Source organism: Streptomyces sp. NPDC004542 (assembly GCF_040610035.1).
GTDB lineage: Bacteria > Actinomycetota > Actinomycetes > Streptomycetales > Streptomycetaceae > Streptomyces.
Window position 1 is genome coordinate 1 of record NZ_JBEXLP010000101.1, and the last position, 24,947, is coordinate 24,947.

The window sequence follows — 24,947 nt, forward strand, 5'->3', positions numbered from 1 at the left end:
TCACGCAGGGCCACGGGCACCTTGCGTCCAGGGCCAAGGCGCACGATCCAACACGGAGCGTGACGCCGTGTCAGCAGCCCGAACCAGCGCACCGCCCAACTTCGAAGACCCCGCATACGCGGAGTGATCGAGATGTCTGGTCTCCACCACGTCGGTCAGTAGGACGACCGGTCCCTCGGCTGCTGAACAGTCGAGAGCCCGCTCCGGAGCAGGGCAGATGCCCGCGGCGCATCACGCAGACGGTTGATCAAGTTGTATTGCGGTCGGCGATCAGGCCGGCCCGGTGAGTGGTGAGCAGCTGGAGATTTCGGCGCTGCTGCTTGCGCCGTTGATCGCCCATGGCCAGAGCGTGCAGTGCTGAGCCTTCCGGGCGAAATCATGGCGAAACCGGGCAGGCCGGCCGCCGTACGCGCAGGCCGACGGCGAGCGGACGGCCATCGACCGGCACGTCCGCCACCGTCCGCCGGTGATACCCGTGCACCTGCGCCGACGACGTCCCGCACACCGGACACGGCAGCGCGTCCTCCCGAGTGCGGGCCGTGACCACTACGAAGATCAGGGGGCGGCCGGTGACGTCGGCAATGTGCCGAGCCTCGCACGGTTCGTCGACTCCGGCGCAAGCGATGCCGCAATCGTGAGCGCCGAGTAGAGGGCACTCTCCTGGCTGTCCACATCGAAGACATGGCTGCCGGCAAACCAAAGGCCGTCCTCGCCGTTTCGCCGCTGCAGTTCGCCCTGTGCCAGGATGAAGTCAGGCGTGATCAACGGATGACGGAAGTCCATACTGGCCAGTAGCTGCTTGGGCTCCTGCCGCCGGTGCAACGCCCAGCTCTTGTACACGGCCACGTCGCCACGCAGTCGTGAGTAGGCGATGGATGCCTCACAGAAATCACCGTCGGTGGTGATGTTGAACGATGACCAGTCTGCCGTGGATTGAGGCATGTACATCGGGTCGCTGTGGATCACAATCCGAGCGGGCATATAGCGGAAGCGGCCGCAAGTGCGGGCAAGCGGTCCTGACTGAGGCAGCTGAGCCACCAGTGCCGCAGCTGGTTCGGGCGGCAGAGCGAGTACGACGTGATCTGCTGGATGAACCCGCCCCTGTGAATCCGTGACCAGGTACTGGCTATTATGCCGGGCTATACCCGTAGCACCCGAGTTGATCAACGGGGAAACACTGGTGAACTCGTCGGCCAGAGCAGAAATAACGGAACCCAACCCGTCACGAGCGTTGACATACTCTGTCCGATCGTCAACTAGTGGACGTACGGCGAGTGCCAATGCCGCACGCGCCGAGAACTCCTTTCCTTGAGTAACGGTGGCACCATTCACTGAAGCCACATACGGGTAGACGAAGTCCTGCTTCAGTTTTTCATCGACATTCATGGATTCAACGAGGTCGGCGACAGTGACCTTCCAGTCACGTCGCGCCTCCAGATCCCTCGCCCCATCCATCAGTTCTGCCACTGCCTGCAGGGCGGGCAGGTACTGCAGGAGATCAGTGATCGGCCGGTCCACGCTGGGCGACACCATGAGCGGCGTTTGCGTCCCGTACTGGAAGACGGTGTTGTCCAGTGTGTTCGGCACTGTGGGTACGTGCAGGACCGAGGTCACGAGCTTGTTGTAGATCGGATGGGAGTACGGACCGAAGAACTGCGCCCCGATGTCCACCATTGCCCTGTGTCCGTCGACGTCCACGGGCACACTGATGGCGTGGCCCCCCAGCGAGGGGGCTGCCTCCAGCAACGTAACGTCGTGCTGTCCGTCAAGGAGCCAAGCCGTGGCGACGCCGGCGATACCGCCACCGATGACCACGACCCGCTGTCGTGTCGGTCCGCCGACGCCCGCGTGGGCTGGGACGGTACCAACAGTGACACCGGTCAGTGCCGTGGCAGCGCTGATGCCGGCCGCGGTCACGAGCGTTCTCCGTGAAATTCGTGCACCACCGTGCTGGACCATCGAGCGACACCTTTCGCAGTTGGTTCGTCCTGCTCGACGGCCCGCTTGTCCGGCAGCTGGAAGTTGAGGGGTGAAGTCCTCTTGGCCGACCGGGTCGGGGTCCGCTCGGACCGAACTGGAATTGCTCCGAGACTGCCGCCGTCGCGGTGACGGCGTCTACTGGGCGGCCAACGGTGTCGCCCGGACGCACAAGCTGGCCCTCGGCCAGTAACGATCACCAACGAGAAGGCCTTTGGCGACCGAACCGTCACGGTTTGAGGCCGCTCCCGTCGAGCCAGGCGAGCGTGTCGTCTGCGAGTTCACGCCACCCGTGGTCAAACGGAGCGCTGTGCCCTCTGTCGTCGTAATTACGGAGCTGGGCGGATCCGCCGCCGCGACCGTACAGCCGATGGGTTTGGCGTACGACAACGGCCGGCACCGTGTGGTCCTGGCCGGCGGCGATCAACAGCAAGGGCCCGCGATCACCACGGTCGGTGTCGACCGCGGTGGGCGAGTTCCGTCGGAGGTTCGCGGTGGAAGCCTCGAAAAGCGGACGCCCTGGAGAGGGGATCGTCAGGCGACGGTACAGCTCCGCGGACTCCCCCGGCGAGATCGCGTTACCGAACGAGTATGCAAACTGACGCTCTGTCAGCGCAATCGTCCTGTGCCTGTTGGCGGGGCTCTTGAGTACCGGAAAACTCGAACGCAGCAAACTCAACGGCACGGCCCGGACGCCCTTGATCGGAGCGGGTGAGATACATACGGCACCGGCTGCCAGACCCCTGTCCAGGAGTTTCTGCGCGATCAGTCCTCCAAAAGAGTGGCCGACCACGATGGGTGCATCGGGTAGGCCTTCGATGATTCGTGCATGCGTGTCGGTGATTTCGTCGACGCCGACATCCAGAGCCGCTGCTTGGGACGTGCGTGTTTCGTCGACGCTGCGTCCGTCTCCCGGCCAGTCGGGCGCCAGGGTGTGATAACCCCGCTCCTCGAAGAGCTGCTGCCAAGGCAGCCAGGAGACAGAGTGGATCCACAGACCATGGATGAAGACAACGGTCTTGGTCATTGATTTCAGCCTCGCTCATTCTCGCTCACTCGGTGGGGCCTGACCGCATTACTCGAAGCTGGTCCCGCCGCTTTTGTTCGACAACCTAGAAGTGCACAGTGGAGGAAGAGTGAACGCCTACGGGAGTCGCACTCGGTACTCCGGCAGCGGTTCTCAAGCGTCTCGCCCGCCTCACCGAAGGGCCACAGCTCAGGGCAGCTTGTGCAGCCAATCCGGAGCAGGGACCAGCCCCTACTGAAAGTAGCGCTGGACTGCCGAAGCGGACCGGGCGACGGCCTCATCAGGGTCCTTCCCGAACTCTCGCCGGGCGCGTCGCTGTCGCAGAAGGTCCCAACATTGATCGAGTTCCACCTCGATCGTACGCAGCTCGTGATGTTCGCCCCGCCCCTCCGGGGAGCTGTCCACCCGTTGCTTGCGCAATTCATGTTCCCGATCGACCAGGGCGGTGATCCGATTCAGAATGTTGTCGTCGTTCATTGATCCTCCTACCGTTGTTGCGGCTGGGACGGGTGCGTTTCGGACTCCGATGGAAATGTTGCGAGCTGGGCGCGAAGGCGACCGTTCTCGGCTTCGAGGGTTTCCACTCGGTGACGAAGCGGTCGCAGCACGGCTTGAACTTCTTGCGCCGTATAACGCGGAGTGATGTGCTGAGGGCAGTTCCAGTCAAAAGCCTTGACCTCTACGCGCACTTCCCGCTCGATGACCGCCCGGTACCCCTCGATCGCGGACGCACTTGCCAGCGGTTCCTGGTGGCGCACATCGCTGATGGTCGCGACTCCGAATACTTTGAGGCGCATCTGGCGAGCGTAGTCCATGAAAATGACTGAGACACGTGGGTCGTGTGCCACATTGCCGGTGCTTATGTATTGACGATTACCACGGAAATCAGCCCAAACCAGGGTGTGTTCATCGGGAGTTTGGACAAACCCCGGCGGGCCGCCACGGAACTGTACGTACGGCCAACCGCTAGTAGCTACCGTAGCTAGATAGAAACCGTCCCGCGAAGCGATGAAGTCTCTTTCCGCGTAGCCCAGAGGGTCCTTGATGTGCTCGAGGTCGTGCATCTGTCCGGCTTCGGCGCTCTGAGCTGGGTCCCTTCTTTCCGGCGATCCTACGCCCGATTTTTCCGAGCCCGCGCGAGGATATCGGTTCAAGCGGCCCACAGCGCGCCGGCTTCCGTACTGGCTCTGGGCCTCCAGGACCTGGTCGGTGAATGCGATCGAACGATAATTGTCGCTCATCTTTCCTCTCCGTGGAGTGAGTTCGTTTTGACCCCTGCATGGTCCGTCACGGCGGGAAGAGAATCGTGGAAACCCAGACGCCCGGAGCCGTAGCCATCGGGTGCCGTGGAACAGGAGGAGAGATTGCCGTGCACAAGCTGCGGCACAGGTTGCGGAGGTGGCTAGGGGAGACAGCAACACGGTGAGGGCGAGGAACACGGGTCCTGCGCAGTCGGGGCGCTCGGGAGACCATGAGTGTGCACCTGGAGACTGACGTTTTTGTGAATGACCAGTTGCAGGGCAACTTCGGTGGCCACCAGAGCCTTGACGAGGCAGTTCGTGAGCAGCCAGAAGGCGAGGCCGAGGAACGCTTCGTGGATGTCGTCCTTCCCCGCGGATGTCGGGTGGCGGATGCGTTGCGGCCGGGAGATGGTGCGCTCGACGGCCTGTCGGAAGGTTCCCAGGCCGGTGCCCTGGGACCGGCCCCGCTCGACAAATGGTGCCTGCCTCCCTCGGCTTGCCCGAGCAGCCCGGCGGCGAGCACCTGGCGGCACGGCCCGCGGTGCTGGACGGGATCCCACCGGGAGGTCGCGGCCCGGCTGCCGGCCTCCTTTCCCGGGATGACATGGCGAAGCCCCTCGTCGTCGGCGTGGTGATCTCACTCAGCACGCCAACGGCCGGGGGGCTCCGTTGGGTCCGTATCCTTCCGTGCTCGACGTCCCGTACGAGTCGGTCGAACACGTCTCGTGGCTCTTCTACGCCCGAAGGTGTGAACTTCGCACGCGTTGACCGAAGTCTGGATGCATCAAGCAGGACCCTGCTGGCCTTGGCCCACCTGCGGAAGAACGCGACACTCGCCGATCGCGTCGCCGAGATCATCTTATGAGCTCTACGTAGCCCACAGGCCAAAAACACTGTCGGACCCATGTCGCCGCAGAAAGAGGCGGCAGAATCAGTTCCCGGCTAAAGCCCTCACCTGCCTCGCCCAGCGGCCGGGTGAGGCTGTTGCGTATAAGCGCCTCCTGCCGTCTGCGACTGGGTAGCTCCTCGCCCCGCACCAGCCTGGTGCTGATTCCGCGCGGCAGCAGCTGCGATGACACGCTGTCGAACTTGCTCTGACTGAGCCCGAAGAGTATCGACGTTTTGTCGTATTTGCTGCCAGGTGGGACGCCAATTTGCAGCCTGCTCCTCGAGCTGCTGCCAGTTGCGTTCCGCAAGGCCAGCCGTGCGAGCATTGCCATTGATGGCAGTGTTGATCGGTTGGTAAAGTTCCCAATAATGGTTCGCCTGAGCTATAGCGCTTGCCACATTGTTGGAAAAAGTTTGAGTGACCGTGGAATCCAGCTGACCAATGTACATATCCGCTCGCGCCGCAAGAGAACTCAGGTTCCGAGATGTCGATTCGTAATCGTCATAATTCCTCTGATTCTCAGTGCGCGCCCTTTCCCTAATTGCCGTGTGAAGGTCCTGAATGCGGCTGCTCATTTGATCTCTTTCCTCTAGGTTTTTGCGTCGTCATGATCTACTACGCCGCCGGGGCCTTTGAGGTTCACATCTACATCACTGCTGGCCAACGACCTGGCGGTGGGGAGTGGGGGTGTGGCATGGAGGGGACGGCCTTGGGCCAGCCGTCCCTGCAGCGTGTGCGCGCGCCGGATGATGACAGCGTCGGGCACGTGCTGGGTGGCGGCGCCTCCATCGATCTCGACAGAGGTGGCCCGGTGTGCGGAGGGTGCCCGGGGTCAGGGGTCAGTTGGTGGCGAACTCGCCGATGAAGACGGAGCGGGTCTTGTTGTCGAAGCCCTGTGCGGCAAGGTCGGCGGAGACGCCGCGCTCCAGCAGGAGGGACTTTCCGGTGCAGTCGGGGCCGTCCCAGAGCTTGATGGGCTTGCCGACAGACGTGTCGTCGTCGGGGCTGATCGCGGAGATGGCGCCGCCGAGAGACGTGTTCTTGCAGCCGCGTCCGGAGACGGTACCCGCGGCACTTTCGGAGTCGTCGGGGTCGTCGACGAACTTGTAGAGGCCGTCCTCGGAGCGGGCCACGAGCTTCCTGCCCGCCGCCCCGCTCCCGGCGGAGTCTCCGGTGCCGTTGCCGCCGTTGTCCTCGATCTCCGGTTCGGCGGCCTCGCCGCCGTCCTGGCCGGCACGCTGACCGTCGGGGGTGACGCCGAACCAAGTGCCTCCTACGCCCTGGCCGTTGGCGTCGCCGGGGGCGAGGTCCTTGCTGAAGAGGTAGATGGGTGCCTTGCCCAGGGTGAGCTGGAAGCCCTTACCGCGCCGGATGAAGCCGACGTCGGACTTCTTGATGCCGTCGATGAAGACCTTGCCGCCGGGCTTGACAAGGTACGGGAGCCAGGTCTTCTCGCACTCGCCGAAGCAATTGGACTTCGAGGGCTCGTCCTTGTCGAATCGGTAGAGAACGAACCCGGCGGCGTTGGTCACAACCGGGTCGAGTTCGCCCACGGAAGCAGCGGACAGCTGAACCCAGTTGCGGATGACGGGTGCCGACTCCTGGGACTGCTTCGCAGGGGCGGCATTGGCGGCGAAGTCACCGGTGCTGAGATCGGCCTTGTTCTGCTTGGCCGTACCGTCCTTGAAACTGACTTCCTTTGCCGGGATCGTTGTTTCCGAACTCCCGGCACCTTCCGTGCCCTCACCGCCGCATGCGGTGAGAAGAAGGGCGCCGGCCAATGCGGTCGCCGCAAGGGTGGCAATACGAGCGCGATACATGAGAGAACCCCCGAAAGAAGGTGGTATTGAGTTTCTGGTTGTTTCAGATCGGTTGATGTCCGTAACACGGATGCCGAGGCAGGTCGGGTTCTCATAGAAGCCGCATGTTACTCAACCGTGATTTTTTGCGTGCCGTGCAGGCGAACACCCGCGGTCAGAGATGTGCACCGTGCTCGGCCGGATACTTGACCGGATCGATGTCCGAGCCGGAGACCGGCTCCGTGCGTACCTCGAAGTGGAGGTTAGGTCCGGTCACATTGCCGGTGGCCCCCGACAGCCCGAGCTGCTGCCCGGCGGACACGGTCGCCCGCGCCGTACATCGCTTCGGGAGAGATGGGCAGCAGTTCAAAGAATGCTTGCCATGGACGCGGCGAATGCGGGTGGAGTCACCCGGGTCAGCGTCGACAGACGCTGCTCGGCCGCTGCGTATCGCTCGGTGCCGGCGGCTCCGGCGATCTGGTCCCACAGCGACAGCAGCCGCCTGCCGAGCGGTATGGCGGTGAACGGCGTAGCCAGCAGTTCCCAGCTCGCGAGGGCGCGTTCGATGTCCTCTCGAGCGCGGGCATCGCCCTGCCGATGCCGCAGCGCGGCCACCTGGAGCGAGAGGGTGGTCGCCGTGGCGTGATCGCCCATCAGATGGGCCACATGGGCTTCGAGGGCGCGTGCTTCCAGCGTGTACAGGTGATCCGGCCCGAAGTGATGGGCCGCCTGCCGTTCCAGCGCCGCGGCCTGTACCTTGGCCAGCGTCAACTCGCCGCTGGTGACTGTTTCGCATACCAGCGTCACGGCGGTGACAAGCTCCTCCGGCACAGCGACAGGCTCGGCTGACGCAGACACGGACGGTGTCGGGGTGTGGATCGCCGGGAGCGGAGGACTCTGCGCGGGCATTGCGAACGCGGTCGGTACGGCGGTGTCGTCATCCCCGGACGCACCGTTCCTCGTGTCTCCCCCGGGCCGCGACCCCGTACCCGCGCCGGCCGCCTCCGGCGCCGACGCAGCGGTGGGGACGGCGGGCGCGTCGGCCGGCGGCGAAGGCGCCGGAGTCACCGTGACGTGGCTCGGTCCAAGTGCCGTCGTAGTGGCCACGTCCAGCGGCTTCGGGTCCTCCAGCGGCCGGGGATCTTCCAGCAGTTCGCTCGCGCCGTCCTCGCGTACCCGGATACGCAGCACCATGCGCCGCTGCTGGTCCAGGACCGATGCCTCCACCGGCGCCGCCCGGTCCAGCGCCCGCTGGTGCAGACGGTCGAGTACGACGGTTTGCGCGGCGTCGCCGGAGGTCGCCGTCGCGATGACTTCGCCGTCGACTGTCACAGTGCCGTCGCCCGAAATGAAGACGGTGCACGGCCCCGCCTCGGGGCGGTCACCCTGGTCCACGCCGGTGTCGAGGTCGGGATGCGCGTTCTCGGCGTCTCCCCGTCCCAGTTGGAACATGGCTCTCACTGTCCTTCGGTGTCTTGGGCGGGCGGGGACGCGGGCACCGCGCCCTCGTAGATCGCGAACTTGGCCCGGATGGCCATGACGTACTGCTGGGAGGCGCTGGTCCAGGGAACACGGCCGGCCTCCAGCACGGACTGCGGACCAAAGTCGTAGGCCGCCGGGGTCAGGCTCACCACGTCGCTCGGCGGCTCCGGGCTCACCTGTGGCCGCACCTGCTCCGCCGGCTCACACATGAAGCGTCCCTGGGCCGTGATCGAGTCGGCCGCGTCGAGCGCGGCGGTCTCGCCGTTGTCGTCGTCCTTGCCGAGCCGGGCGAACACCCCGGGCGGCAGCCGCGACACTCCTTGCTCGCCCTCGGGGCCGGTACGGCCGGTGGGGAAGCCGGACTCCTGGTCGATCCGGGCGACGATGACCACCGGGCCGATGTCTGCGCAGAGCGCCCCGGACTCCGTGACGGGGCCGGCCATGCCCTCCGGTACCGACGTCGGGCCGAACTCGCCGTTCCCGTCGCCCGGGACGATCTCGGCGATCCGCTCGGGGTCGGGTCGCTCACCGGCATCACCACCCCCTCCGCCACCGGTGAAGAAGAGGATCAGGGCGATCAGGGGCGCGAACAGCGCTCCGGGGCCGCCGGTCACGAACACGGAGGAGATCGCCACCGTCATGGCGACGGGGGACAGCGGGCACCCCAGGCCGCCCACGGCCGCACCGGCCTTCACCGCGGTCCCCGTGCCCTCCGAGCCCGTCACCCCTGCCGTCTCGTCCCCGTTCCCGCTCAAGAGCTCACCCCTTTCCCGACGGCAGTCACAGCGCGGCCTCGCGCGGCCGGATACGGCACGCTCCCGAGGCGCGAGGACGGAGTGCGGATCAGTTCGTGCTCGGCAACGGGCGGCACCGCCACCGCAGTTCAATTTCGATCAATCGGATCCGGGAGTGAACTGTCCGCGAGCCTTCGCCCGTAGGTGGCTGTCGTAGGGAGCACACGGAGACGCGCGGCCCTCCTTCGGACACTTCCGAGACCCGGAACCACGGCCTGACGGCCGCCCCGGACGACGGAACCCGGAACATGCGCCGCACCTGCCACGGGCAGGGCGCCGTATCCACGCGCAGGTCCTCGGGCTCCCCGAATTGCCGTCACCGATCAGGTGACGGCGTGCCCAAAAGCCCTGCGCGGAAGAAAGAAGAGGGATCCATGACCTCCTCGGCCGTGACCCCCCCGGCGGACTCCTGGGTTCGCGGCCCCGTGGGGGAGCGCCAGTCCGCCGGCGACCTGCGGCCGTTCGAGCGCCCGGCTCCCAAAACGGCCACCCTGCGCGAGACGTCCGCCACCACCCCGGTTCTCCAGCCCGGCACGGGCGCCTCGGCCGCGGAGGCCCAGGCTCCCGTGGCTCAGGAGGCCACGCCTCCACCCAGCTCCACTCCGGACGGGGCGCCCACCTCGGTCCTCACTCTTCCGCCCTCGATCCGCAATGCCCCGCCGCCCGTTGTCCGTGCCTCATCCGCGGCGGCCGCCGGCATCAGCTGGGTCGGCGCGCACGGCGGGGCAGGCGCGACCACGTTCGCGGGAGCGCTCGGCGGTACGGATGTCGGCCATGCCTGGCCGGAGGTCGCGCAAGGTGAACCCGGCGACATCCTGTTGCTGGCCCGAACCCATCTGACCGGCCTTCAGGCTGCGTCCAAGGCCCTCGACTCCTTGCGCACAGGCCGGCACCCCAGCGGAATACGGCTGGTGGCGCTCGTCCTCGTGGCCGACGCCCCCGGCCGCCTCCCGCCTGAACTGTGGCGGCGGGTCAGGGTGCTGCGCGCTGCCGTACGCACCTTCAGCGTGCCTTGGATCCCCCAGTGGCGGATCGGCAAGCCCGCCCCCAAGGCGCCACGGTCCGTCGTGGAGCTCGCGGCGCTCATCCCTACGCGGCCCGAAGCCGCCCCACCCCGCTAGTCCGGTATCCGGCCCTCACGGCCCAGCTCGGTCACACTCCGCCGTCCCGACCCATACCCAAGGACGCACCATGCCCCGCGCCACCGCAGCCTCCGAGGTCCTCGCCGCCACCTTCGACCCCGGCGCCGATGCCGACTTCCTCCTTGGCGTCCTCGCCTGGTGCGCCTCCGCCGCCGGTGTCGCGGGCGTCCTCATCACCGGCATTCTCATGGCTCTCCAACTGCGCCGGGGCGAATTCGGTGAGGGCGCCTCGTACATGCGGGGCCTGTTCTTCGTGTTCGCCGGGTGTGTGCTCGCCGCGACGGCCGGACCGATCGTGCAGTTCCTCGGCCCGTTGGGGCTGTGATCACAGCCCCCGAGCCCTGCTCGTCCGTCACTCAACCCTTCCCAGCGCCACTCGTCAGGAGTTTCGTTATGTTCACCCTTCTCGCCGCCGCCGTCCCCGATCCGCAGCGCAATGCCCCCGCCGCCCTCACCGACAAGATCGACCTCGTGCTGGGCATCGCTGCCTGGGTGGGCACCGCGGCCGGGGTGGCCGGTGTGCTGGTCACCGGCGCGATGATGGCCATCTCCGTCAAGCGCGGTGAGAGTTCCGAGCACATGAGCCGCCTCGGCATGGTGCTCGGCGGCTGTGTCCTGGTCGCCACCGCCGGCCCTCTCGTCCAGTTCGTCTTCAACTGAACCGGCGGGACCACATTTCATGTCGATCCCACCCGACCACCGGGAAGCCCCGGCCGACGACGCGACCGGTGTCCCACGGGCCGCCGAGAGCGACCGGGGATCCCCGCCTCCTCCCGTCGTCTCTGCCCTCCCCCTGCCGGCACCAGCCCGCCCCGACCGCAGGGACCCGTTTGCGGCCCCTTTCTGGAAGCAGCGCAGCTGGCTGCTCGCCGCCGGCTTCCTCGCGGCGGCTCTCACTCTGTCGCTCCTCGCCATCGTCACCCGGAGCGACACACCACCCCTGCTCGAAACCGCGTCAGCGGCGGGCCCGCTGAGCCGAGGTGCCGCGGACTCCACGGGCCGCCCCACGGGGTGTGCTACCGACGACGGCGACCGCGCCACACCCCGGACGCCCCCCGCCGATCTGCGCTGGCGCTCTCTGGGCGGCACCCGCGTTCCCGTCTCGGCCGGCGCCGGTCCCACCCAGAAGACCGGACCGGTGCTGTGGTGCTTCGCCCGTACTCCGATGGGCGCGGTCCTCGCGGCGCACGTCATCCCCGCGCAGATGACATCGCCGGACTGGCGCGCGGTGACCCGGGACCAGGTGGTGGCCGGGTTCGGCCGCGACCTGTTCGTCTCCCAGCGCAGCTCTTTCTCCGACACCCGTCTCAAGACCCGGAAGAACGGCTCGTATGCCGGATTCCTCCTCGCCGAATACAGCTCCGACGCGGCAACGGTCGACGTACTGATCAAAAGTCCCGGCGGAGCCTACTTCAGCACCTCGGTCCGACTGCTGTGGAGCGGGGGCGACTGGAAGGTCCGGCCCGCCAACGACGGCGGACTGCATACCGAACTGACGGCGGCGGACGGCACCGACGGCTACGTTCTTTGGAAGGTGTGACATGGCCTGCGAGACGGGCAGCGGGCCCGGCGATCTCATCAAGGGCTTCTTCGACTTTCTCGGCGACCCCATCGGCACCATCCTGGAAGTCATCGCCAACAAGGTGCTCGCGGGCGCCATCGCTGTCTTCGGCGACCTGGTCACAGGGATCCCCACCCTCGTCTCCGACGGCACCGCGACCAAGGTGAACCAGCAGACCCAGTGGATCGTGGTGTACACCGCCGTCGGATCGCTGATCTTCGCCGCAGGCCGGATGGCACTGGAACGCCGCGGCGAGGCGGGCACCGTGGCACTCAAGGGGCTGCTGCGGGTCATCCTCGTGGCGGGCGGCGCGACCGCCGTCGTCACCGCGCTGGCGAGCCTCTCCGACCGGTACGCCGACCACCTCTTCGCCACCGGCGCCCAGCAGCAGCTCGCCAGCATCGGGTGCAGCGGCGGCGACGGCATCCCCGCGGTGCTGCTGCTGGTCCTGGCGTTCTTGCTCCTGATCGCCGCGATCGTGCAGACGGTGCTGCTGTATGTCCGGCTCGGCGTCATGATCATCCTGCTGGGCACGCTGCCGGTCGCCGCCGCCGCGTCCATGACCAACTGGGGCGGTGGCTGGTGGCGCAAGCACATCGGTTGGATGGTCGCCTGGCTGCTCTACAAGCCCGCCGTGGCTCTTGTCATCTTCGCCGGGAGCGCGATGCTGTCCAACGACGGCGTCGGTGACAGTCGCATCCACGAGAAGATCGCCGGCATCGGCGTCCTGTTGCTCTCCGCACTCGCCCTGCCCGCACTGCTCAAGCTGATCGTCCCGGCCACGGCCGCTCTCGGCAGCGGGGCCCCGGGCAGTACCCAGGCGGCGGTCGGCGGTCTCGCCTCGGGCGCCAAGTCCCTCGGCGGCGGGGGCGGCCCGTCCCGCTCCGGAGGCGGGATGCCCGGCGCCGCCGGACCGTCCGGTGCCGCTGGACCCTCCGGCGCGGCCGGCGCATCCGGCGCCGCGGGGGCTGGCGGAGCACGCGCCGCCGCCGCGGCCGGACCAGCGGGCGCCGCCGCTGCCGCCGCGATCAGCGCGGGCCAGTTCGTCGGCCGGGTGGCCGCCGGAGCGGTCGACGGCGCCGACGGCGACCGAGGACACAACAGGTGACCCCACCGGTGCCCCGCCTCTGCTCCAGCAGATGACACCGCCGGCGCCCCTTGCTCAGACCTCCCGGCACGCCCTTGACATCCCATCGACCCCACACCTCAGGAACTCTCATGTCGACGGACACGGTCCATCCCACCTATGGGAACTGGCGTCGCCCACGCCGCCCCGGACTCGGCCCGCTCGGGCTGCTCGGCACGTTCGGAGTGTTCGGGGGGCTGGTGCTCACCCTGCTCGTCTCCCTCGTCTCCCTCGTGGCGGCCCTCTTCGTCCTGTTCCCGCTCGCCGCAGCCCTCGCACCACTCGTGGTGCGCACTCAGGACGGTCGCAACCTCTACCAACTGCTCGGCATGCGCATCGGCTGGCTGCGGCGCCGCTCCAAAGGCAGCCACCTCTACGTCAGCGGCCCGCTGTCCACCCGCCCCGGCGGCCGGTTCGGACCGCCCGGGCTGCTCAGCCGCCTCACCATGAGCGAGGGCCGCGACGCCTATGACCGGCCCTTCGGCGTACTGCACCACCCGGGCCGCAACACCTACACCATCGTGCTGGGCTGCGAACCCGATGGTGGTTCGCTCGTCGACCCCGACCAGGCAGACGTATGGGTCGCCGCCTGGGGACAGTGGCTGGCGCGGCTCTCCCAGGAGCCTCAACTCCGCGGCGCCTGCGTGGTGGTGGAGACGGCGCCCGACTCCGGCACCCGGCTGGCCAACGAAGTGCTGCCCAGGATCAAGGACGACGCCCCCGCCGCCGCCCAGGCCGTGATGCGCGAGGTCGTCGAGCGCTACCCGTCCGCCTCCTCCGAGATGAACACCTACATCGCCCTCACCTACGGCGTCCTGCCCGGCCAGCGCCGCCAGCACGATGAGATCATCACCGAGCTGGCCATGCGCATCCCAGGGCTGCTCAGCGGACTCGTCGGCGCGGGTGGCGGCTCGGCGGCACCGCTGTCCGCCGAGCGCATCGCCGAAGTGGTCCGCATCGCCTACGACCCCGACATCGCCGGCGACGTCCTCGACGCCCGTGCCCGCTACGGCGAGACCGGTCTGGTCTGGGAGGACGCCGGCCCCGCTGCCGCCGTGGAGGCCGTGGGCGCCTACCAGCACGACTCGGGCGTCTCCCGCACCTGGCTGCTGACCCTCGCCCCGCGCGGCACCGTCCGCTCCAACGTGCTGCGCGGCCTGCTGGAAGCCGCGCCGAACACCCGCCGAAAGCGGGTCGCCCTGCTCTACCGGCCCATCGACCCGGCGACCTCGGCCCGAATCGTCGAGGCCGACCGCCGCGCCGCCCAGTTCATGGCCACCTCCGGCAAGGGCATGGTCCAGGCCCGCGCCGCCTCCGAGATGCGCGCCGCCGAGCAGACCGCCGCCGAGGAGGCGGCGGGCGCCGGGCTGGTGGAGTTCTCCCTCATGGTCACCGTCACCGTCGACACCCAGGAGCAGCTCGCCGACGCCACGGTCACCGTGCGCAATCTCCAGGCCGCTGCCCGGCTCTCGCTGCGCCCGGCCGACCGGATGCAGGCCGCGGCCTTCACCTGCACGCTCCCTCTCGGCGTACTGCCGTGGGAGCACACCCTCGTCCCGCAAGCACTCCAGGAGGCATTGTGAGCAGCATCGGCCCCCGGCCTCCGGCCGCCAAGCCGGGCCCGGGCCAGCTGCCCGGGGCACGCGGTTGGCCTGGCCCCGGCGGCGGCGAGATCGGCCATCTCGACCCGCCGACCATGTGGCGCGCCACGACGGTACAAGCCTGCGGCCTCTGGCCGTTCGCCGCCGGATCCGGTTCTCCGATGACGGGGGTGCCGCTCGGCCAGCACCTGGTCACCGGCGCCACCGTGTGCGGAGACCCCATCTCCTGGTTCACCCGAGCCCGCTACATCTCCAACCCGTCCCTCTTCATGCTCGGGATGCCCGGTCTCGGCAAGTCCACCCTCGTCAACCGGATGCTGATCGGTCTCGCCGCCACCGGCGTCGTGCCCCTGGTCCTCGGAGACCTCAAGCCCGACTACGCCGACACCGTGCGCGCGCTGGGCGGACAGGTCATCTCCATCGGACGAGGAGTCGGCGGCATCAACATCCTCGACCCGGGCGCGATGGGCGCCGCCGCCGAACGCCTCGGCGGCGCGGCAGGACAGAGCCTGGCCGCCGAAGCGCACGGCCGTGTCCTCAACATGGTCGCCGCGCTCATCTCCGTCGTCCGCACCCGCCCCATGGACGACCACGAACAGTCGGTCCTCGCTGCCGCCCTGCACCACCTGAGGGAACGCACGCCCAGCGGTCGCGCACCGCTCCTGCCCGACCTGCTCGCCGTCCTCCAGCACGGTCCCGACCGTGTCCGCGCGGTCACCCTGGACCGCGGCGACGACACCCGCTACCGCGATGCCGTCGACCCCCTGCACCGGTCCCTGCTCGGCATCCTCGACGGACCCCTCGGCAGCACCTTCTCCTCCTCCACCTCCACTCGCATCGACCCCGCCGCGCCCGCCGTCTGCATCGACATCTCCCGCATCGGCGAGTCCGACACCCAGCTCACCGCCGCCGCCATGCTCGCCGCCTGGTCCGACGGCCTGGGCACCGTCGCCGCCGCGCACGCCCTCGCCGACGCCGGACTCGCCCCGCGCCGTTGGTACTTCACCGTTCTCGACGAACTCTGGCGTCCCCTGCGCGCCGCCTCCGGCATCGTCGACCGCATCGACGCGCTCACCCGCCTCAACCGCTCCCTCGGCCTCGGCGACGCCAAGATCACCCACACGCTGAAGGACGCCGAGGCCCTCGGCAGCGAGTCCGACCGGGCCAAGGCGCGCGGCTTCGTCGAACGCGCCGGGATGGTCGTCTGCGCAGGGCTGCCGCGCACCGAGATGGAAGAACTGGGCCGGGTCGTGGGCCTGTCACAGCGCGAGATCGACCTCGTCTCCTCCTGGTCCTCCCCGCCGGGCTGGGCCGTCACCGGCGGCCACGAGGAACCACCGGGACGCGGCCGGTTCCTGATCAAAGTCGGCGGCCGTCCCGGCATCCCCATCAAGGTCGCCATCACCCAGACCGAGCGTGACCTGCACGACACCAACAGCCGCTGGGTCGCCGGAGCCCAGAGCCGCCCCGCTGTCCCCGGAGGCACTGCATGAGCGCCCGCCCCCGGCCGAGCGGCAACGAACTCGCCCCCTGGGCGATCGTCGCCGTTGCGGCTGTCGCCCTGCTCATCTCCTCCACCGTCTGGCTCGGCGGTACGGCGGCGGCGGCCCTGACCGGCGCAGGCTGGAACCCGCCGCCCTTCGCCCTGTCGACCTTCGCCGAACTCACCGCCCACGGACCAGGGAAGGCATGGCCCGGGGCCTCGCCGCCGGCTGTGTATGCCGGCATCGTGGTGGCCTTCGCCGTCCTCGTCGGCGTAGCCGCCGTCACCGCGCTCACCCTCCTGCGGGGACACCGACGTCACGCCTCCGGACTGGCCGGCGTCCGCGAACTCGCCGCACTCGCTCCTGAGGGCATCGCCGGCCGAGCCCGCGACCTACGCCCCTCTCTCAAGGGCGTCAAGGATCTGCACCCAGACGAGACCGGCAACCTCCTGGGCGACCTCGCTCCCAACGGCCCCGAACTGCGTTCCTCCTTCGAGGACGTGGAGCTGGACCTCATGGCACCGCGTGCGGGCAAATCCACCGGCATCGCCATCCCGCGCGTGCTGCGAGCCCGTGGCGCCGTCCTGCTCACCTCCAACAAGTCCGACGTCTACGCCGTGACCCGCGCCGCACGCACCGAGGTCGGCCGGGTCTGGACGTTCGACCCGCAGGGCATCGCCCACGCCCCTCGCGAGATGTGGTGGGACATGCTCGCCGACTGTGCCACCATCGAGGGCGCGCGGCGTCTCGCCGGCCACTTCGTGGCCTCCGTCAACGACGACTCCTCGAAGAAGGACTTCTGGATCTCCGCCGCGCAGAACACCCTCACCGCGCTCTTTCACGCCGCCGCAGGCGGAAATCGCCAGGTCACCGACCTTCTCGCCTGGCTCGCCGACCCCGCCGACCGCACGCCCATCGACATCCTGCGCGACATGGGCATGCACGCTTTCGCCGAGCAGCTCCAAGGCACCGTTCGAGGCGCGGTCGAGACCCGGGACGGCATCTACGAGACCGCCCGCCAGTGCGTGTCCTGCCTCTTGGACCCCGAGATCGTCGCCTGGGTCACCCCGCAGCCCGACCTGCCCGAGTTCCGGCCCCACGACCACGTCCTCACCCGTGACACCCTCTACCTGCTTTCCAAGGACGGGGGAGGCTCGGCAGCGGGGGTCGTCGCCGGCATCGCCGACGGCACGATGCGCGCCGGGGTGATGGCTGCCGAGCGCATGGGCGGACGCCTCGATCCGCCCATGACCGCAGTCCTCGACGAGGCCGCCAACGTCTGCCGCATATCCGATCTTCCCGACCTCTACAGCCACTTGGGGTCCCGCGGCATCAACGTGGTGACTTTGCTGCAGAGCTACCGCCAGGGCAGCCGCGTCTGGGGTGAGGCGGGCATGGACGCCCTGTGGAGCGCGGCCACCATCAAACTTCTCGGGGCGGGCCTGGACGACGCCGACTTCGTCGACAAGGTCTCCAAGCTCGTGGGCCAGCAGGAGGTGAGCACGCTCAGCGTCTCCCGAAGCAAGGACGGCACCTCCCGCTCCACCTCGTACCGTCTCGACCCGATTCTCCCGCCCGACCGTATCCGCGCCCTCCCCAAGGGCACCGCCCTCCTCCTGGCCACCGGCATCAAACCGGCCATGATCCGGCTCCGACCTTGGTTCAAGGAGCCCGGCGCGGCAGCCATCTCCGCCGCCGCGGCGGCCGAGGCGGACGCCATCACCCGACGCGCAGCACAGAAGTGGACGGGGGCGGGCCATGGAATCGAACACTGAACACCTGCATACGACTGTGCTCACGAATCCCACAGATGCATCACCAACACGGAATTGGCCCGCGCCAGGGATGACCTTCGCTTAATCCTGTACAGGGCCGGGCACGGACAGAAACTGGATCCGCTGGAGTGAACTCGTTCATCCTGCAACGCGTATACCTCTTTGTGGAGCCCATGCAGGGCATTGCCTCTCTACCGCCCGCGGCAGGTGATGTCGGCAGGGAGCCACCTCACCGATTCATACAGACGAGAGGGATCTGATGAACATTGCAACCGGTCGTCGAGCCATATCCGTTGCTGCAGTGGCAATCATGGGGATGGCGCTGACAGCCTGCGCAGGGAACAGTGACACTGCCAGTCGCACCACTGGGTCTTCGCAGGCCAGCGCTGCCGGGTCAGGCGTAGATGCCAAGCAGGGCAGTCAGGACACTGTCACGGGCGAAAGCGCTCCTCGAAGTGACTCGGCTGCCGACAAGAGCTCACACAGGAACGATGATTCCATTGCTCGGTGCGATGCGAATGATCTGAAGATTACTATCGAGAACAGGGAGAGCGGTGCCGGTGCGACAAGCTTTCAACTGCTTTTCCAGAACTCCGGCAGCAGCCCGTGCTCACTTACCGGCTTCCCAGGAGTCTCGTTTCGGGGACGGGACGGCGTGCAGATCGGCAACGCCGCGTCTCGCGATTCGGGTTCCCAGGTCACAAAGGTGACGCTGACCCCGAACGGGCACGCTGCCGCGGAGGTGAAGGCGCGCAATGGCCAGTCCGGTTCCTCCAAGAACGAGTGCCGGCTCACAAATGCGGCCTTCTTGCGCGTTTACGCGCCGGGCTCGAAAGATCAGTTCAATTTGCCGTGGAATGTAAGCGAGTGCAGCAACGGCTCTGCGCACGGACTGAATGTCGGTGCTGTCCACTCCGTCCGATGACAGCCCACTGACAGGGGTCGGGCAGTCGGGAGAGCTGTACCGAAGGCCGAGCGAGAGCAGAACAGCCGGCGACCGCGACCACCGGTGAATGTGGCCGCCGAGTCATCCGACTCGAAGTGGGCTTCGACGAGCTGTGGACTCCGCCCGGCAAGCGCGGTCGTCGGGATGTTCGTGGACCGTCGCCGCTGAAAAATTGCCGAAGATGAACCGCAGAGCCTTCCTCTTCGTCGTGAGGAGCAGAACCTCATGGTGGCGATCAATTGGCAAGCAGCAGAGCAGTGAACGCTTGAACCCATCTTCTTCAGCCTCGACAGTTCATGAGTTCCTGTCAGTTTTTGGCGGGGACTCGGTGTCCGTGTGACGAGGTCTTTGCAGGGCTGGGGCAGCCTGAGAGCCCGGCTCTCGCGTCGGGTGGGCGCCGGGTTCTACTTCGCCGGTGCGGTGGTGTGGGTTATCGGGACGGTCGGAGTGGCTGTTCACCCGGGGTTCGGAAGGGTGTGGAGCCGGTCGATCGCGTGGGTGATCACGGGCGTCCAGGGCCATGTGAGTCGGTCCGGATCAGTGTCTGCCGTCCCCGCCGCAGGGTCTTGGGCAGCTGAGCCAGGGCAGCTCGGCGGTTTCGATGTGGCCGGCGGCGGTGTTGGAGCCCGCGTTGCCAGGCCGTAGCAGGGCGGCCACCGGCTTCTCCGGACCCGGTCTGCCCATGGTCGACGAACGCGACGAGCGGGTGATGGCCGAGGGTTTTCTTCCAGGTCGCGGTGGCGTCCTGCTTCTCGGAGTGTGCGAACACCAGCACGCCGTCGATGTCCACGGTCACCTGGCCGTCGGCGGCCGGACTGCTCCCACCGGCCAGGGCCCAGACGCGCTCGCGCGCTGGGGAACGCGCGCGCCCTGGACCGCCGCCGCAAGAGCTCCCGGTCCGGACGCAGCGAGTGCACCGACGAGACGGGAGACGGCGGGATCGGAGGCCACCGGGCCGAACCAGCCGGCTCGGCCCGCAGCAGGCCGACACCGGCCGGGCAGTCTCCGCAGAGTGCGACGGCCAGCGCCGGGCCCAGCAGGATCCGTCCCGGAGGTCGCGTCCCGCGAAGTGGTGTAGCGACGTGGAGTTCACAACTCCGCAGGTCACAAGAGCCGACAGGGCCGACGCTCGAGCAGGGGCCGCTGCGGCGGCCGGGAACAGCATCGACGCCACCCGAGGGATCTCGACGGTGCTTGCCGAAGAAGCGGTCGCCGAGCGAGGTGGTCCGGATTGCTACACCACTTGGCGGGACACCATCTTCCCGGATCGTGCACGGCCCGCGCAGTCACCTTCCGCCACGCCACCTTCCATGCCGAGGAAGCCGTGCTGCGCGAGCTGTGCGCTCTACCATCGATGTTGCCCACGTGGACGCAGCCGGCGCCGCACGGCCGGCGAAGCCGGGCGGAGAGTGTGGTGCGGGCGCGGACTCCGCGGGAGGCTGCGGCCTGCCCGGTGACCGGGGCCCCGTCGGAACGCGTGCACGGCTGTCACCGGCGCACAGTCACGGACGAACCGCATCACCGTGGATCGCCGGCGCCGTCGATTCTCTCCGCGCGAGAGCCGGCGAGGTGACCGAGATGCAGGCTTCCCACCGCTGCCGCCTGCCTGTGGAATGCCGGCGAAGAGGGTGGTGGCCGTCTCGGCCCACGACCGCGACCGCGTCGTGGGTCTGCCCTCGCCCTCGAGGCCGCATTTTTCCCAGCACGGCAGGCAATCTCTTCCGGTCGGGCCTTTCTGGCCCAGGGGCGGCCCTGCAACAGCACCGCTGCCGTGCCGTTCTCCACGGCCAGATCGGCTCTTCAGCCTGTTGCAGCATGGCGCGCTCGGCCGACTGGCCGAGTACCACATCCTCCCGTAGGCCGACTTCCGGTCATACCATTCACTTTTGCGCAGATTCAAAGGTGCGCTACTGTAACCACATACACACTCCAGCTGCTGGAGTGCTACTCCAGCCAGTCCAGATGTCCGATAGGCGAGGCATGATGATGGGTACATGGCGCCTTCGTACGGTGTTCCGGCAGGGCTCCGCGGACGCAGTGAGCCGGGTAGTGGACACGAGAGTCGAGCGCCCGCGCGCGCCACGCGTGGTCGAGAAGTCGTACGGCCTGGCGCGGGTCACCGTACAGGGCAGGGAACGGACCGAGCGGCCTGGTGCTGCACGCCCGGTCGGCACGCAGCGTGCAGGCGGGCGTGCACAGCCCGGGAGAGCGAACGCCACGCGTGCTCGGCACGGCGGCCCGTTTCTCGGGCGAGCATGTGCGGGCGCGGTACCTGAATGACGCCGGAGCCAAACGTGGTCGGGGCCTCGGGCAGTACGCACACACGCATTCCGGTGAGAATCACTGGTACCTCGCCGGCGTGGGCGGTCGGTGACGCACGGCTGACTGGATTCGCCAACCAGGGCTGCGCGGCTCTCGGCCGGGCGTCCGCCCCCGACGGCGCGCGTGGATGGGACACGATCCGGCCCGCTCGACAGGTTCGAGTCCCGATGTGTTCAAGTCCGGGTGCGCCTCAGGTGCCACCTGTAGCCCCGTGAGAGCATTCGGCCGCACCTAATGCAGCGACACGGGTAAATCACCGGGACGAGGAGTGAGACGTTGCCAGGCCGAGCACCGAGCCGTCGTGACGAGTACGCCGAGATGACGCGGCAAGAGGTCATCGCGGCTGCACGGAAGCTGTACGCCGCACCCGGTTACGCGCAGACCACGGTCAACGAGATCGCTCGTGAGGCGCGTGTCTCCCCCGCCACTGTCTACGCGCAGTGCGGAGGCAAAGAGGGCCTGCTGCGAACATTGATGGACATATGGACAAGAAGTCCGACGGTGGGTCGGATCATCACCGACGCGGCGGCCGCACCCACAGGTCGGACCAAGCTGGAGGTACTGGCCGCGGGTTACGCCGCGCATGCCGCGGAAGCCGGCGACATCATGCGCATCGTCGAGCGCGCCGCACCCAGTTCCCCTGCCGCCCAAGAGTTCCTCGAGATCGCCGACCTACGTCACATAGAGGCGCTGGAAATGATCGTCGAGGGCATCGCCGACAAAGGCGACCTGGCGGAGGGGCTCTCGGTCCAGGACGCAGCAAGGATCATTTTCTTCCACTTCCGCAACCCGCAGTTCGTCCTCGCCGTAGAAACGTTCGGGTGGGGCGTCGACCGCGCGACTGAGTGGCTGGTGGATCGGGTCGCAGCCGCAATCCTGAAGGAATGACGCGGACAGGCACTTCATTCTCGGCTGCGCCGGCAGTGCACCGACAACGCCGACCAGGCAAGCCCTTCACGCCGCACCGGCACTTGCGACTTCGCCTTCGCCGCTTCGTGCATGGACGACGCCTCCCCGGGCTGCCCGTCTGCGGTCAGAGGTGTCCGGTCGGCCTGCTCGTGGCCATCCTCGGTCTCGTCTGCCGGGGCAAGCACCTCGCCCACCCGTGAGCAAGCGATGACCCATTCCTTCCGGTCCCACTCGGCCACGGCCAGTTCGGCCTGGATGCGGCCGGCCTCCCCCCGCAGCTCGTCCACGCGACGGCGAGCGACGATCTGACGAAAGCTTCTGACGGGCCCTCATGTGATAGGCGCCAGGCGCCCTGTCGCCGCCGACTCATCGGTGCGGACCCTCCCCCACGGTACTGACCGCACTGCTCGTCCGACAAGCCGCTGGGATACGGCTTCCCGTCCACTCACCGTGCCGACTTCAGCCGGCCTACACCCATGAACCCTCGGGTTCGTCCACACCCCCCACACCTCGCACCCCACACCAGCAAGCGACCACGCAACGGCCCGAGGACTCGCGCCCCGCCCTCTTCTACGCCGGCTCCGGCCGACACGGTTCACAGATCAGTCACTGGACATCCACCGCATCTGCCTAATGTCGGCCCAGAGAGCGCGACCGACGTCTCACGGACCTGCCGGACGGCGGGTTCCCCCTACCGCCACCGGCGGTTCACCAGAGGAGCAGCGATGTCCGACAAACCGACCGTCGTCCTGGTACACGGAGCTTTCGCCGACGCGTCCAGCTACGCCACCGTCGTCACCGAACTCCTCGCCGACGGGACCCGCGTCCTGGTTCCCCCGGTGCCCAACCGTAGCCTCGCCGGAGACGCGGCCTACGTCGCCTCCGTCGTCCGGCGGATCGAGGGGCCCGTCCTCCTTGTCGGGCACTCCTACGGCGGCGCGGTCATCACCGTCGTCGGCCGTGAGGACAATGTGGTGGGACTGGTGTATCTGGCTGCCTACGTCCTGGACGAGGGCGAGAGCCTCGGGGAACTGCAAAGCCGCTTCCCCGCCTCACCACTGGCCGAGGCCCTCGTTTACACGCCCTACCCCGTCGAAGGATCCGACGAGCCAGGCACCGATGTCTCGGTGGACATCTCCAAGTTCCCGGAGATCTTCGCCGCCGATGTGGACACAGAGCTCACCCGCGTGCTGGCCGTTTCACAGCGACCGCTCGCCGGGGCCGCCTTCGGTGAGCCGGCAGCCACGGCCGCTTGGAAGCACCTTCCCGCCTGGGGGATCGTCGCGTCCTCCGACAAGGCCATCAACCCCGACATCCAGCGGTTCGGCTACGAACGCGCCCAGGCAAAAACCACCGAGATCGACTCCTCCCATCTCGTGATGCATGCCCACCCGGCAGAAGTCGTCCGGGTGATCCGCGAGGCACTGGCTTCCGTGACTGCGTGAGAACGCCCGCGCCCTGTCAGGCCGCTCCCCCACCGGCATGAGGCCGCGGCAGCATCGCAGGCCCCACTGTTATGCCGCCGCAGTGCGTGCTGGCACACCCGAGCTCCTTCGCGCGGGGAACAGCCGGACCAAACGTCCAACCGGCCGGAATTCATGCGGCAACCGGAAGCACCACGCAGCGCTTTCGGGGCGATGCCATGACCGACGCATTCTCGCTGTTCCCCGGTCGCGCGTGACAGGAGCGCACGCCGCCAACAACTGAGGTCTTCGCAAAAAGAATGACGAATGATTCACCCCTCCGAGGAGAAGTCATGACGGACAGCAATCCGATAGTTCGGCACCGCACCGCCACCGTCGACGGACGCACCGTCTTCTACCGCGAAGCAGGTGATCCCGCCGCTCCGGCTGTCGTGCTACTGCACGGTTTCCCCGCCTCGTCCCACATGTTCCGGAACCTGATCCCCGACCTCGCGGACCGCTACCATGTCATCGCACCCGATCACATAGGATACGGGTTCTCCGATGCGCCCCCTGTTGATGAGTTCGAGTACTCGTTCGAGAACCTGACGACCGTCACCTTGGGGCTGATCGACCAACTCGGACTCCAGAAGTTCGCCCTCTACATTCATGACTACGGAGCGCCCATCGGGCTGCGCATCGCCAGCCGCAACCCCGACCGGGTCACGGCACTCCTCGTCCAGTCGGGCAACGCCTACGTGGAGGGATTCACACCCTTCTGGGACATCCTCTTCGCACATGCCCAAGACCGCCCGGCCAACGAGGCAGGCGTCCGCGCGTATCTGACGGCTGAAAAGACGCACTGGCAGTACACGCACGGTGTCCCGGCCGATCGCCTGGACAGGGTCGCCCCAGACGCGTGGACTCTCGACCAGACGTTGATGGACCGACCCGGCAACAAGGAGGTACAGCTCCAGCTTTTCTGGGACTACCAGTTCAATCTCCCCAGCTACCCGGATTTCCAGGAGTACTTCCGCAAGTACCGGCCTCCCACGCTGATCACCTGGGGAAAGAACGACGAGATCTTCGGCGCCGACGGAGCGCGCGCCTATGAGCGTGACCTGCCCGACGTGGAAATCCACCTTCTCGATGCGGGCCACTTCGCCCTCGAGTCCCACGGACCCGAGATCGCCGCTCTGATTCGCGACTTCCTCGGGCGAGCAATCATCTGACGGCATCAGAAGCATCAGCAATCAGCAACCACCAGACGCAGGCAGCCGGCAGGTTGGGGAGGCGCGCAGCCCGTTGCGCGCCTCCATGGGACGGAGCCATCAGTCTCCCCGTCCAAGATCAGGCCGGGGGAACCAGCTGACTGAGCCTTTTCCATCCTCAGTCTGAGCTGGTCAGATGAAGGGTCAGGACGGCCTGGACGAGTTTGGTGATCCGGGTGGTTGAGCACCGGAGCTTGC

The 24,947-nt window shown here is 67.7% G+C and carries 20 protein-coding genes and 3 pseudogenes; 12 read left to right on the forward strand and 11 right to left on the reverse strand.

Annotated features, from left to right (window positions below):
- Positions 1-388: 388 nt before the first annotated feature.
- The 9 genes and pseudogenes from ABZX30_RS32925 to ABZX30_RS32965 form a co-directional block, all read right to left on the reverse strand.
- Positions 389-511, reverse strand: a pseudogene (locus ABZX30_RS32925) (transposase family protein); the annotation flags it as partial.
- A 44-nt stretch (positions 512-555) separates the two neighbouring features.
- Positions 556-1,917 carry an FAD-dependent oxidoreductase gene (locus tag ABZX30_RS32930; RefSeq protein ID WP_355940461.1) on the reverse strand — a complete coding sequence of 454 codons (1,362 nt, stop codon included), beginning with the start codon at positions 1,915-1,917 and terminating at the stop codon, positions 556-558.
- A gap of 289 nt (positions 1,918-2,206) precedes the next feature.
- A complete protein-coding gene (locus ABZX30_RS32935; RefSeq protein WP_355940464.1) occupies positions 2,207-3,004 on the reverse strand; it encodes an alpha/beta hydrolase in 798 nt (265 codons plus the stop codon).
- A gap of 231 nt (positions 3,005-3,235) precedes the next feature.
- Positions 3,236-3,481: a DUF2630 family protein gene (locus ABZX30_RS32940; RefSeq protein WP_355940466.1), complete on the reverse strand. Its 246-nt coding sequence runs from the start codon at positions 3,479-3,481 to the stop codon at positions 3,236-3,238.
- Between the two features lie 8 nt (positions 3,482-3,489).
- Complete coding sequence (locus ABZX30_RS32945) at positions 3,490-4,245, reverse strand: pyridoxamine 5'-phosphate oxidase family protein (RefSeq protein ID WP_355940469.1); 756 nt, start codon at positions 4,243-4,245, stop codon at positions 3,490-3,492.
- A 1,728-nt stretch (positions 4,246-5,973) separates the two neighbouring features.
- On the reverse strand, positions 5,974-6,687 hold the full coding sequence (locus ABZX30_RS32950) for a hypothetical protein (RefSeq protein WP_355940472.1): 714 nt from the start codon (positions 6,685-6,687) through the stop codon (positions 5,974-5,976).
- Positions 6,688-7,108: 421 nt separating this feature from the next.
- Positions 7,109-7,267, reverse strand: a pseudogene (locus tag ABZX30_RS32955) (M23 family metallopeptidase); the annotation flags it as partial.
- A 32-nt stretch (positions 7,268-7,299) separates the two neighbouring features.
- Positions 7,300-8,385, reverse strand: a complete 1,086-nt coding sequence (locus tag ABZX30_RS32960) for a hypothetical protein (protein WP_355940475.1) — start codon at positions 8,383-8,385, stop codon at positions 7,300-7,302.
- Positions 8,386-8,390: 5 nt separating this feature from the next.
- Complete coding sequence (locus tag ABZX30_RS32965) at positions 8,391-9,170, reverse strand: lytic transglycosylase domain-containing protein (protein WP_355940478.1); 780 nt, start codon at positions 9,168-9,170, stop codon at positions 8,391-8,393.
- A gap of 413 nt (positions 9,171-9,583) precedes the next feature.
- On the opposite strand from ABZX30_RS32965, the gene ABZX30_RS32970 reads away from it, so the two are divergent.
- The 9 genes from ABZX30_RS32970 (at position 9,584) to ABZX30_RS33010 (ending at position 18,823) form a co-directional block, all read left to right on the forward strand.
- Positions 9,584-10,330, forward strand: coding sequence for a DUF6668 family protein (locus ABZX30_RS32970; protein WP_355940481.1), 747 nt, complete (start codon positions 9,584-9,586; stop codon positions 10,328-10,330).
- A 70-nt stretch (positions 10,331-10,400) separates the two neighbouring features.
- Complete coding sequence (locus tag ABZX30_RS32975; protein WP_355940482.1) at positions 10,401-10,676, forward strand: hypothetical protein; 276 nt, start codon at positions 10,401-10,403, stop codon at positions 10,674-10,676.
- 68 nt (positions 10,677-10,744) lie between these two features.
- Positions 10,745-11,011: a hypothetical protein gene (locus tag ABZX30_RS32980; protein WP_355940485.1), complete on the forward strand. Its 267-nt coding sequence runs from the start codon at positions 10,745-10,747 to the stop codon at positions 11,009-11,011.
- Positions 11,012-11,030: 19 nt separating this feature from the next.
- Positions 11,031-11,891, forward strand: a complete 861-nt coding sequence (locus tag ABZX30_RS32985; RefSeq protein ID WP_355940488.1) for a hypothetical protein — start codon at positions 11,031-11,033, stop codon at positions 11,889-11,891.
- A 1-nt stretch (position 11,892) separates the two neighbouring features.
- Entirely contained in the window at positions 11,893-13,020 is a 1,128-nt protein-coding gene (locus ABZX30_RS32990) for a hypothetical protein (RefSeq protein ID WP_355940491.1), read from the forward strand.
- A gap of 110 nt (positions 13,021-13,130) precedes the next feature.
- The gene (locus ABZX30_RS32995) at positions 13,131-14,621 is read left to right on the forward strand and encodes an SCO6880 family protein (protein WP_355940494.1); all 1,491 of its coding nucleotides are present in this window, start codon (positions 13,131-13,133) and stop codon (positions 14,619-14,621) included.
- 5 nt (positions 14,622-14,626) lie between these two features.
- Positions 14,627-16,132 (forward strand): ATP/GTP-binding protein, encoded by a 1,506-nt coding sequence (locus ABZX30_RS33000; RefSeq protein ID WP_355940512.1) that lies wholly within the window; start codon positions 14,627-14,629, stop codon positions 16,130-16,132.
- A complete protein-coding gene (locus tag ABZX30_RS33005) occupies positions 16,129-17,898 on the forward strand; it encodes a TraM recognition domain-containing protein (RefSeq protein WP_355940497.1) in 1,770 nt (589 codons plus the stop codon). Before ABZX30_RS33000 ends, ABZX30_RS33005 begins: the two co-directional genes overlap by 4 nt.
- Positions 17,899-18,214: 316 nt before the next feature.
- Positions 18,215-18,823, forward strand: a complete 609-nt coding sequence (locus tag ABZX30_RS33010; RefSeq protein WP_355940515.1) for a DUF4232 domain-containing protein — start codon at positions 18,215-18,217, stop codon at positions 18,821-18,823.
- Between the two features lie 538 nt (positions 18,824-19,361).
- Here the strand turns inward: ABZX30_RS33010 and ABZX30_RS33015 are convergent.
- Positions 19,362-19,896: pseudogene (locus ABZX30_RS33015) on the reverse strand (transposase); the annotation flags it as partial.
- A gap of 1,588 nt (positions 19,897-21,484) precedes the next feature.
- Here ABZX30_RS33015 and ABZX30_RS33020 point away from each other — a divergent pair.
- Entirely contained in the window at positions 21,485-22,054 is a 570-nt protein-coding gene (locus tag ABZX30_RS33020; RefSeq protein ID WP_355940500.1) for a helix-turn-helix domain-containing protein, read from the forward strand.
- A 14-nt stretch (positions 22,055-22,068) separates the two neighbouring features.
- Here ABZX30_RS33020 and ABZX30_RS33025 read toward each other — a convergent pair whose 3' ends face one another.
- Positions 22,069-22,362, reverse strand: coding sequence for a hypothetical protein (locus ABZX30_RS33025; protein WP_355940503.1), 294 nt, complete (start codon positions 22,360-22,362; stop codon positions 22,069-22,071).
- Positions 22,363-22,800: 438 nt separating this feature from the next.
- Here ABZX30_RS33025 and ABZX30_RS33030 point away from each other — a divergent pair, with 438 nt between their 5' ends.
- On the forward strand, positions 22,801-23,520 hold the full coding sequence (locus ABZX30_RS33030) for an alpha/beta hydrolase (protein WP_355940506.1): 720 nt from the start codon (positions 22,801-22,803) through the stop codon (positions 23,518-23,520).
- Between the two features lie 311 nt (positions 23,521-23,831).
- A complete protein-coding gene (locus ABZX30_RS33035) occupies positions 23,832-24,710 on the forward strand; it encodes an alpha/beta hydrolase (protein ID WP_355940509.1) in 879 nt (292 codons plus the stop codon).
- The last annotated feature ends 237 nt before the right edge of the window (positions 24,711-24,947 follow it).